Origin of the sequence: Maribacter polysiphoniae, from assembly GCF_003148665.1 — a bacterium.
Taxonomy (GTDB): domain Bacteria; phylum Bacteroidota; class Bacteroidia; order Flavobacteriales; family Flavobacteriaceae; genus Maribacter_A; species Maribacter_A polysiphoniae.
This window is the reverse complement of the sequence record NZ_QGGQ01000005.1, coordinates 280,038-290,338: the sequence shown is the minus strand read 5'-3', so window position 1 is coordinate 290,338 and position 10,301 is coordinate 280,038. Positions and strand designations below refer to the sequence as shown.

General features: G+C 42.6%; 10 protein-coding genes. 4 read left to right on the top strand and 6 right to left on the bottom strand.

Annotated elements, in window-relative coordinates; translation table 11 throughout:
* The 5 genes from LX92_RS13110 to LX92_RS13090 all read right to left on the bottom strand — a co-directional run.
* Nucleotides 1-909: Calx-beta domain-containing protein (locus LX92_RS13110; protein WP_211315875.1), on the bottom strand; the 909-nt coding region annotated here is incomplete at its 3' end.
* A gap of 164 nt (nt 910-1,073) precedes the next feature.
* Nucleotides 1,074-1,958, bottom strand: a complete 885-nt coding sequence (gene fabD / locus LX92_RS13105) for an ACP S-malonyltransferase (RefSeq protein WP_109651310.1) — start codon at nt 1,956-1,958, stop codon at nt 1,074-1,076.
* A gap of 202 nt (nt 1,959-2,160) precedes the next feature.
* Complete coding sequence (locus LX92_RS13100; protein ID WP_109651308.1) at nt 2,161-2,676, bottom strand: gamma carbonic anhydrase family protein; 516 nt, start codon at nt 2,674-2,676, stop codon at nt 2,161-2,163.
* Between the two features lie 27 nt (nt 2,677-2,703).
* The gene (locus LX92_RS13095) at nt 2,704-3,432 is read right to left on the bottom strand and encodes a LytR/AlgR family response regulator transcription factor (RefSeq protein ID WP_109651306.1); all 729 of its coding nucleotides are present in this window, start codon (nt 3,430-3,432) and stop codon (nt 2,704-2,706) included.
* The gene (locus LX92_RS13090; RefSeq protein ID WP_109651304.1) at nt 3,429-5,639 is read right to left on the bottom strand and encodes a tetratricopeptide repeat-containing sensor histidine kinase; all 2,211 of its coding nucleotides are present in this window, start codon (nt 5,637-5,639) and stop codon (nt 3,429-3,431) included. Before LX92_RS13090 ends, LX92_RS13095 begins: the two co-directional genes overlap by 4 nt.
* A gap of 207 nt (nt 5,640-5,846) precedes the next feature.
* Between LX92_RS13090 and LX92_RS13085 the strand changes: the two genes are divergently transcribed.
* Both LX92_RS13085 and LX92_RS13080 read left to right on the top strand, forming a co-directional pair.
* A complete protein-coding gene (locus LX92_RS13085; RefSeq protein ID WP_170117847.1) occupies nt 5,847-6,689 on the top strand; it encodes a DUF4349 domain-containing protein in 843 nt (280 codons plus the stop codon).
* Between the two features lie 54 nt (nt 6,690-6,743).
* Nucleotides 6,744-7,928: a VWA domain-containing protein gene (locus LX92_RS13080; RefSeq protein ID WP_109651339.1), complete on the top strand. Its 1,185-nt coding sequence runs from the start codon at nt 6,744-6,746 to the stop codon at nt 7,926-7,928.
* A 73-nt stretch (nt 7,929-8,001) separates the two neighbouring features.
* Here the strand turns inward: LX92_RS13080 and LX92_RS13075 are convergent, their stop codons facing one another.
* Nucleotides 8,002-8,994 carry a PorP/SprF family type IX secretion system membrane protein gene (locus LX92_RS13075; RefSeq protein WP_190263522.1) on the bottom strand — a complete coding sequence of 331 codons (993 nt, stop codon included), beginning with the start codon at nt 8,992-8,994 and terminating at the stop codon, nt 8,002-8,004.
* Between the two features lie 122 nt (nt 8,995-9,116).
* Between LX92_RS13075 and LX92_RS13070 the strand changes: the two genes are divergently transcribed.
* Together LX92_RS13070 and LX92_RS13065 are read left to right on the top strand one after the other, a co-directional pair.
* Nucleotides 9,117-10,025: a NifU family protein gene (locus tag LX92_RS13070; protein ID WP_109651299.1), complete on the top strand. Its 909-nt coding sequence runs from the start codon at nt 9,117-9,119 to the stop codon at nt 10,023-10,025.
* 70 nt (nt 10,026-10,095) lie between these two features.
* Nucleotides 10,096-10,296, top strand: a complete 201-nt coding sequence (locus LX92_RS13065) for a dodecin family protein (protein ID WP_109651298.1) — start codon at nt 10,096-10,098, stop codon at nt 10,294-10,296.
* The last annotated feature ends 5 nt before the right edge of the window (nt 10,297-10,301 follow it).

Sequence of the window (10,301 nt, the reverse complement as noted above, 5' to 3'; positions counted from 1 at the left end):
TGAGAATTGGTTCGATGTCGTGATGGTAAACAAGCCATCGGTATTGTCCTCGGCCGCCTGGGTGGTTGCCGTAATGGAAAGTGTAGCCGTGTCATCATTCTCTATGGTATAGGTAGTCGTCGTCTGGGCTCCCAAGGTGACATCATCAACAGGAACGGGGTCACTCAATACTAAATCAAACGTTTCGTCATTTTCTACAATTGCATCGGTGACTATTGCCAAGCTCGGTATAGCTATCGAAGTACTTAGGGTTCCGTCATAGTCATCTGCAGGTATGTTCACCACTGTTGGAGATGTAAAACTGTAATCAACCCCTCCGCCCGTGGCCGTTCCCGATCCTGCATCCGTTACGGTAACCGAAGTTGGTCCATTCACCCTTCCGTTTAGCAATAACACTGGTAAATTACCCCCATCATCCTCATTGTCCGAACTACTGGCTACCGAAAATTCGACGGATACATCATCGTCCAGAATAACCGCAATAGCTGTATCTTGAGTTAAATGAATTGTGCCTTCAGAAGTGTTGGTAAGCGTTATTATTATGGATTCGTCCCCTTCTAATATGTTGTCAACAATACTTAGAATACTAATTTCAGCTGTTCCACTGAGCCCCCCGGCCCCTATGGTAATCGTACCGGATGGTGCGGTGAAATCCCCATCAGGCGTAGCCGTACCACTAATGGAATAGTCTACCTGAACATCATTCGAGGTTAAACCACTCCTGATGACATTAAAACGCGTATTGACAGTACCATCTTCTTCTCCATCACTAATTGCGACAATAGATATAACCTGCCCATACCCGCTAACGGACAACAATAGAAAGGCACCAAAAAACAATAACTTTTTGGAAATCTTGGACATCGCTTGAAATGGGGTAACCATGGTATATTTTCTTTTCTTTTTCATAGACCGTTTTTTTGAACCTACCGCACCAAAATATTATTGATGAACCTGTATGGTCAAACCAAAAAATAGGGAGTCAATATTACTAAAAAAAAAGCTACCACCTTAATTCCTAGGATTAAAACAGGCTTTTTTGGCTCAAATGCAATGTACTGGGTCAAGACCCCTTAAGACACCTCTGCCGAAACGGCCTCAACCGTGGGTTCAATTTTCTTGACCAAGCCTTGTAAAACCTTGCCCGGACCTACTTCCGTAAACAATGTGGCCCCATCCTTAACCATATTACGAACGCTTTGCGTCCATTTTACGGGTGAGGTCAATTGGGAGATCAAATTCTTCTTGATCTCGTCGGCATTGCTTACCGCTGTCGTGGTCACATTTTGATAAATCGGACATTGGGGTGCAGAAAAAACCGTAGCCTCGATGGCTGCTGCCAATTGCTCTTCAGCCGGTTTCATCAATGGAGAATGGAATGCCCCTCCTACAGGAAGTACCATGGCCCTACGGGCACCTGCTGCCTTTAAACTTTCGCAAGCTGCATTGATGGCATCAACCTCACCGGAAATCACCAATTGTCCCGGGCAATTATAATTCGCCGCGACCACAATCCCTTTGGTCTCAGCACAAATCCTTTCAACCACCTCATCATCCAACCGCAATACGGCTGCCATAGTCCCCGGTTGCAACTCACAGGCCTTTTGCATGGCCAATGCCCTTTGTGAGACCAATTTCAATCCGTCTTCAAAGTTCAATGCCCCATTGGCCACCAAAGCAGAAAATTCACCCAAGGAATGGCCTGCGACCATTTCAGGCTTAAAAGCCTCACCCATAACCTTACTCAATATCACCGAATGGAGAAATATGGCAGGTTGGGTCACTTTGGTCTGCTTTAAATCATCAGCAGCCCCCTCGAACATGATATCGGTAATCGGAAACCCTAAGATCTCATTGGCACTTTCGAATAGCTCTTGTGCCAATGGGTATTTTTCATAAAGATCCAATCCCATTCCTACGAATTGGGCTCCTTGACCGGGAAATATATATGCATTCATAATTTTAAATTTTGGATAACAAAAATAGGGAATATTCTCGCACAGACCACAGTACGGCGCAAAAATACCCCTCCTGGGTCGGCAGCAATCCAAATGCCATTTCTTTGACAACAAACAGATTGCGACCAAATAACCAGCGGCAACCCAATTTTGAAAACTGCCGCTTTAGGCCACTTTTCCAGACCGAATTATAGACGAAGGACTACTCCTCCTTAAACCAACTCGAGTATTTTATGTAGGCATTGGCAATCCTATCGATCTCCCCTTTACTCAATTCCGGACTTATATCCTTTATTTTTTTTGCGGGCATACCGGCGAAGATAGAACCTTCAGGCACGTGGGTCCCTTTGGTCAAAACGGCCCCTGCCGCAATAATGCTATTGCTTTCGACCACGCAATCATCCATGATGATGCTTCCCATCCCTACCAGAACATTGTCCTTTATGGTGCAACCGTGCACTAGGGCATTGTGCCCAATGGAAACATTATTCCCTATGGTTGTCGGTGATTTCTCGTACGTACAATGCACAACGGCACCATCCTGTACATTGACCTTATTTCCCATCTTGATAAAATGCACATCCCCTCTAAGGACCGCATTGAACCAAACACTACATTGATCGCCCATGGTTACTTCGCCTACAATGGTGGCGTTTTCAGCTATAAAACAATCTTCTCCTATTATTGGGGTTTTTCCCCTAACCGATTTCATTAACATTGGTTGTATCGTATTTTATTTTGCAGTTCAAAAATACGCCAATAATTCCTTCTTTTTGGATGCTGAAACCAAAAGTTCCTTCCCATTTGAAACGACCACACTGCCCCCTTTGCCTTTTTTGTATTTAACGATCTCGTTCACATTGACCAGATAGGATTTATGGATACGTGCAAAGGGAAATTGGGAAAGTGCATCCTCAAAATACTTGAGGGTCTTACTAACCAAGATCTTCTTGTTCGCCAAATGGATTTCCGTGTAATTGTCATCGGCCTTGCAGTAGAAGATCTCATTCACATTCAGCACCTGGAAACCGTCTTGCTGGGGAATGGTGATCTTACCTTCCACACCCGGTAATTGGGCACTCAACACCTTATTTTCCAGAGCGGTCTCCTTGGTCTTGATCTCGGAGACATATTCCACCGCCCTTATCAATTCATCGATATTGATGGGTTTCATTAAATAGTAGGCCGCATGGTTGTTTAGGGCATCCATGGCATATTGATTGTACGCGGTGACAAAAACCGTTTCAAATTCCCTATCGGGCAGTTGGTCCAGAAGATCAAAGGCATTGCCATACGGCATTTCAACATCGAGAAAAACCAAATCCAACGCATTCCCTTGAATAAATTCAAGTGCCTCCTGTATGGAAGCCGCTTCGCCCAAGACCGTTACATTCTTACAATATTTCGACACATAGTTTTGAAGGATCTCCCGACTATTGGCCTCATCCTCTACAATAAGCGCTTTTAAATTCATTTATCCTTTTTTAAAGTGAAGAGGACCTTGGTGCCACTACCGTCATTACCCAAATCGGTGATATGGACGTCTACCTTGTCCTTGTACATTTCATTGAGGATGGCAATTCGCTTACTGATATTGCCCATACCCTTTGATTTTTGCTTTTTCTGGTTTTGGGTTTTCAAGGCAGCGGATTTTTTTCGTCCGATACCATCATCCTCAATACTGATCCGAATGGAATTCTTATCTATGTTTTCCAAATGAATACGCAAGTTTCCTTTTCCTTCCTTATACCGAAGACCATGCCATATTGCATTTTCAATATAGGGTTGCAAGAGCATGGGCGGTATTTGGTAGCTTTCTATAGCGATGGCTTCATCAACATCAATCGTATAATCGAACTTATCAGGAAAACGGGAATGTTCCAACTTCACATAGAGGCGCAGCAATTCCAACTCCTTGGCCAATGGAATGAAATCTTCCTCGGAATTCTCCAAAACGGCCCGCATTAAGGTGGAAAAATCACTCAAAAACCTATTGGCGCTACGTTCGTCGCTCTTGGCGATATAACTGTTCACCGAGTTCAATGCATTGAAAATGAAATGCGGGTTCATCTGTGAACGCAGCGATTTCAAGGCCAGAAGATTGTTCGCCAATTTTTGCTGTTGGTTGCTCCTATAAAAAAAGAAGGCCGCCAATCCCATCAACAACAAGCCAAAAAGCAAGGAATAGATCACCCAGTTTTTTCTTTTGTTGCTTTCCTCCTGCAATTGCTGGTCGGTAATCGCCAAATCATACTTGCTCTGCGACAGTTGCCGTTCTTGTTCCAGACCATCGATTCGACTCTGCTTTGCCGCAATTTCACGATTGAGTCGCGCAGCACGGGATATTTCCTGTTCTTTACGAATATATAGGGTATCGACCACGGCCACATAGTCCTGATAGGTCTCCAAAGCCTTATTGAACTCCCCTTTGTACTCATACGCCTCGGACAACTTGCGTGTGGCGTCCTTTTGAATGATCAAGTCATCCTCACTATCCGCCTCCACGATACTCTTTTGAAGATAGGGTATGGCCTCATCATAATTATCTTGGGCCATATAGGCATTGGCAATCTTGTAATTGATACGTTGTGAGGTAATGGAATCAAGGGATTTGGGTTTGTCACGACTAACTTTGGTATTGGCGGGCAACTCCCCCAACTCGTTCAAACTCTGCTTACGCAATTGGATTTCCTCATCGAATCGGTTCTTCTTATTGTAAAAGTCCGCCACTTTTTCCTTCTCTTGGATAGATCGTTGGGGCGCCTCGCGTTTGGCCAATTGCAACGAATTGGAATAATACCCCTCTGCCTCGATATTCCGGTTTCCCTTTACATAGGCATCGGCGATCTTGGAATTCAGGTCGGTCACTTTAGGGGCAATCTGGTTTTTTTCGGCTATGGTCAACCCTTCGGAATAAAATGCCACGGCCTTATCAATGTTCCCCATTCCCAAATAGGCATCCCCCAAATACTCATAGAGTTCCACTTTTTGGAATGGAACCATTTTATTGATTTTCGTCAAGGGCAGCAAGGCTTGCTCTGCCTCTTCAAAATCCTTATTGGCCACATAAGCCTTGCCCAATAAAAAAATGGTTCTTGTCGTGGACTGGGCCTCCAGGGCATCCGAAAAGTTGGTAATGGCCAAGTCGTACTGCTTATGATAAAGATAAACCTCTCCCAATACTGTCAATGATCGGGCCAATTCCCCTTTATCGGCCCTTGGCCCTAAGTTCGCGATCGATTTTGTGATGTAGTCGATACTTTTTTCAATATCGCTCTTCTTAAAGTAATTGGCCGAGTCTAAATATAGCGCGTGTAGCGACAAGCGATCAAGGGAACTTTTACTACCTCTAAAACTACCGTTGCTTTTTGCTTCATACCCCTTGACTTTCACATCGACATCCTCATTGCTTCGAATCCGATGACGCACCGTTTCAAAATGAGGGCTCTGGAAGGTGAGTTCCTCCCCGATGAACGCATCAATCTTAAATTCACCAAAGCTATTGGTCAAGGTATAGGACCCTGAATCTGTGGAAACCCCAACACCGGAGATCGGCGAATCGTTCTCCATTCCTTTTACCGTCCCCTTGATCTCGACCTTGGCCTGTGCCGTCAAAACCTTTGGGAGGCAGGATAATGCCCCTATGAGCAGTAGCAGTATGATGTGGTTTATTCTTTTCATTATTACTTAAACACAACGTAAACTTAGCTGATTTATGCGGCAATAAAAAATGCCCAAACAGCCAAAATAGGCAATAAGATGGCCTAAATGCGGACTTTACAAAACCAAAGGGACGCTTTACTCATTGAACAGGGGCTTTACCTCATTCCTTGTTTTTTATCAAAATATCAGGAAATACATTTACCCCATAAAATGACACCATCAAACATGAAAACAACGGTAAAAAACAAAATCGGAAAACTATCCCTAGTACTTGGCATAGGGTTTATCATCTTATTCGCCTATCGTCTGTCGACAGAAAAAGAAAACAGCATTGCCCCTACTCCCCTATTTCAGCAAACAGAACTTTTGGAATCCAATCTTGAAATACGCAAGAACTACGCAACCAAAAGACATCATGTGACATTGGGACAAGCCCCTATGCAAGTGGACCAGAAATATGAGAAAATAGCAGACATCAAATCCACATCCAGTGTCTTTGATCGTGACGAAAACCAACTACGCAAATATGTTTCCGATTACAACGGACTTATACAGTTCGAAAATAAAAATGGAAATTCCGGCTATCGTAGCTTAAACCTAACCATCGGTGTCCCTCCTGAACATTTTGATGCCATATACCAACAACTCATCCAAATAGGTACAATACAAGCCAAACAGATTACCAAAAAGGACAAAACCAATGAGTACAAGGAATTGCGTGCCAAAAAAATGTCCCTCGAAAAAATAAGGACTTCCTTGATCGATCTTAAGACAGAAGGAGGACGAATTGAGGAATACATACAATTGGAGGATAGGATACTCGAAATTGAACAACAGCTACAGGCCTTGGGTGTGAGTTTGGGCAATTTTGATGAGGAAAATGAATTCTGCACCGTAAAATTCTCCCTTACCGAAAAAAAGATCACCAATACCAGTTTAACACAGCGGATAACATCGGCCTTTTTATGGACACTCACCACCTATTTACAATTAATGCTCGTCTTATTGTTCATAGCAGGGTTCTCTTTCTTAACGGTTTCGACCATTGAAAAACTACGAAAAAATTAATTGAAGCATAACAGATTTCCACTTCGCGGGAAGTAAAACAAAAAAATGAATATTATGAAAAATCTACATCGAATTCTAGGAATTTGCCTTTTGGCCACAACAATCCATACTTCCTATGGCTGTGAATTAAGTCCGAAAAATACCAAAAACAAAGCAATTATAGCCGAAGCCATCATTGGTGACGAAAATGTAAAATCCGACAACAATACGGTCAAAATCGCATTGTTATTGGATACGAGCAACAGCATGGACGGGTTGATCAACCAAGCCAAATCACAACTTTGGGATATTATAAACGAATTTACCCATGCCAAATGTGGCAACGACACACGACCAAAATTGGAAATTGCCCTGTATCAATATGGCAACGACAATCTATCATCCCAAGAAGGGTACATTCAACAAGTCCTGGATTTTAGCAGTGATCTTGATGAGATCTCAGAAAAACTCTTTTCATTGACCACCAATGGAGGTGAGGAATTCTGTGGACAGGTCATTCAAACCTCATTGAAGCAATTGGACTGGGGCAAAAACCCAGACCACTTGAAGATGATCTTCATTGCCGGCAACGAACCCTTTACCCAAGGAAAACTAAACTACAAAGATGCTGTTGCCAATGCCGTGGAAAAACATGTGGTTGTGAACACTATTTTCTGTGGCAATTATGAACAAGGCATCAATACAGCCTGGAAAAAAGGGGCGACCATGACCGGAGGGGAATATTTGGCCATAGACCACAACAAACGTGTTGTGCACATCGACACCCCTTATGATGACGTTATCATTAAATTGAATGGCAAATTGAACAAAACCTACATATCGTACGGTAGTCTCGGGGCCTCTAAAATGGCTATGCAGGCAGAACAAGATGCCAATGCCGAAGCCTTAGAAGAGGTGGTAATCGTCAAAAGGGCCGTAAGTAAAAGCTCTAGGATGTACAACAACGCATCCTGGGATTTGGTCGATGCCATGGAAGACGAGGATTTTAATGTTGCGGAGATCGAAAATGAGCAATTGCCCCAGGAGTTGCAAGGAAAGTCCAAAGCAGCGATAGAAAAGTATATCGAAACCAAAAAGAATGAACGTGCCGATATCCAAAGAGAGATACAGGAACTCAATGCAAAACGGGAGGCATACATTGCCGAAAACCAAAAGGAAAATGCTTCTGGAGAATTGGAAAACGCCATGTTGGAAGCCATAAAAAAACAGGCCGAAAAGAAAAATTATAGGTGGGATTAATACGCCTTGTACTTCTTTACGCTAAGCGCTATATACTATTGAAACGGTATATGGCGTTTCGTGTTTAAGCCCTCTATTGCGCAGCAGGACAATAACAGTCGTACCTACGTTCCGATTGTCCAAAATCGTACCCCACGGTAATCTGATGGAATCCTCCGTTATCAAAACGCACATCACCCATTTGATAGGAGTAATTATAGGAAACCATAAAATTTTTGAAGTTCGCACCAATGATTGGGGTTATCAATTGCAGTCGCTGCTCACCAAAGGAACCATCGACCAGGAACTGTGCCCCATCGAAACTTCTTCTATAGGACAAACCACCCCAAATTCTACCAAAATCAACATCCTTATAAACCTTGGCATTGATATCCATCGTCTTTTCTTCCGTAAATTCGGTAAGCTGGAAAAGAACAGATGGCTCATACTGCCATTCGCTCTTTCCAAAAACATATCCCGCGGAAATCAGATATCGTCTTAGGTTATCAAATTCAATCGCCGAATACAGGTCCCTTCCGCTACCCAAGGCATTCAATACGGAAAAATGCGCATAAAAGTCCATTAAGCTATACGACATCCCTAAATCCACATTAAAATAACTCACACTATTATTACCTCCGGTTATCACCGGATCGGGAATAACGGAACGGAATTCGGATTCATCCAGACTACTTTGCAGCAATCCACCGCTGATACCGAAAGACAATTGGTTTAAATAGCGCACATCGCCACCCAGTTTTAAGTGATGCGCATAGGTAAGCTTTAGACCCGTTTGGGAATGATATCCATTGGCGTCGTTAAAAAATATGGCCCCCACACCACTTGGTCCGTCACCAAGTCGAAAATTGGCGCTCAGCGTTTGTAGGTTCGGGGCTTCATCCACGGAAAACCATTGTTTTCGAATGGTTCCCCTAATCTTACCGCCTTCCCCTATACCCGCCATTGAAGGATAAACCAGATAATAGTTATCGGACAGATAATCAAAATATACGGGAATGCCTTCTTGGGCCAAGGACCTAAAACCAAAAGCTATAAAAACGAAAATTAGCAGTAAGCGAAATTTCATATAAATAATGGGGATTTCTATTTTAATATCGACCAAATATTAAATATAACGGTTGAATCGCAACATTATTATATTTCCACAAAGTACGAATAAGTTCGTACTTTTGCCGAAAACATAATTATATGAAGTCGTACTCAATAGCTGTAAAACAAACGAACAACCCAGCGGTTGTAAAATTTGAGACCAACCATTTCATTACCAAAAACAATAATTACGAGTTTAAAAATATAGATGAGGCCAAAAAATCACCCTTGGCCCAACAATTGTTCCATCTTCCTTTTATCAAAACCGTTTATTTTTCGGGTAATTTCATAGGATTGGAACGTTTTAACATCATCGAATGGGCCGATGTCCAGGATGAGGTAGCACAACAATTGGCCGACTACCTGAATTCAGGGGAGCCTGTTGTCATCGAAGATGACACGACCAAAACCAATAAAGTACCCGTTACCGTTTATGCCGAAGTTACACCAAACCCATCGGTCATGAAATTTGTCTGTAACATGCGTATTGTACCAGCCACTTTCGAGTTCAAGAACATCGATGAGGCCAAGGACTCCAAATTAGCGAAACAGCTCTTTCAATTTCCTTTTGTAAAAGAAGTATTCTTGGATGAGAATTACGTTTCCGTAAGCAAGTATGATGTTGCCGAATGGGATGACATTACAATGGAACTACGTGAAATGATACGGGAATTCATAGCCAATGGCAATGAGGTGATTTCGGAAAACAGCATTGCTGTTTCCAAGGCAGAGACCGCAAAAACCGATGCCCTTCCCGATTTCTTGGACGATACATCCAAACAGATCATCGACATACTGGAGGAATATGTAAAACCTGCGGTAGCCAGTGATGGTGGCAACATCCTTTTTCAGTCCTATGAATCGGAAACCAAAACCGTAAACGTTATCCTCCAGGGAGCCTGTAGTGGATGCCCTTCATCGACCTATACCTTAAAGAATGGCATAGAAACCATGCTTAAGAATATGATGGGCGACAAGGTTAATGAGGTCGTTGCCTTAAACGGTTGATTTACTTAAACCGATTAGTCTTTCTTCTTTTAATTCGCTAACTTTAAGAAAACAATAAAAAACACTAATTATGTCAGTATTAAAAGTTATCGAAGTATTGGCCAACTCAGAAAAAAGTTGGGAAGATGCTACAAAAAAAGCAGTTGCTGAAGCATCAAAAAGCGTTAAGAATATTCGTTCCGTTTACGTTCAAGACCAAAGTGCAAGTGTAAAAGACGGTGAAATATCCGATTTTCGCGTTAATGTAAAAATCACTTTCGAGGTTAAATAAGCCTT

Excerpts from the sequence above, each read along its gene's own strand:
- fabD (WP_109651310.1), bottom strand. The coding sequence starts at position 1,958 with ATGAATGCATATATATTTCCCGGTCAAGGAGCCCAATTCGTAGGAATG.
- LX92_RS13100 (WP_109651308.1), bottom strand. The coding sequence starts at position 2,676 with ATGTTAATGAAATCGGTTAGGGGAAAAACCCCAATAATAGGAGAAGAT.
- LX92_RS13095 (WP_109651306.1), bottom strand. The coding sequence starts at position 3,432 with ATGAATTTAAAAGCGCTTATTGTAGAGGATGAGGCCAATAGTCGGGAG.
- LX92_RS13090 (WP_109651304.1), bottom strand. The coding sequence starts at position 5,639 with ATGAAAAGAATAAACCACATCATACTGCTACTGCTCATAGGGGCATTA.
- LX92_RS13085 (WP_170117847.1), top strand. The coding sequence starts at position 5,847 with ATGAAAACAACGGTAAAAAACAAAATCGGAAAACTATCCCTAGTACTT.
- LX92_RS13080 (WP_109651339.1), top strand. The coding sequence starts at position 6,744 with ATGAAAAATCTACATCGAATTCTAGGAATTTGCCTTTTGGCCACAACA.
- LX92_RS13075 (WP_190263522.1), bottom strand. The coding sequence starts at position 8,994 with ATGAAATTTCGCTTACTGCTAATTTTCGTTTTTATAGCTTTTGGTTTT.
- LX92_RS13070 (WP_109651299.1), top strand. The coding sequence starts at position 9,117 with ATGAAGTCGTACTCAATAGCTGTAAAACAAACGAACAACCCAGCGGTT.
- LX92_RS13065 (WP_109651298.1), top strand. The coding sequence starts at position 10,096 with ATGTCAGTATTAAAAGTTATCGAAGTATTGGCCAACTCAGAAAAAAGT.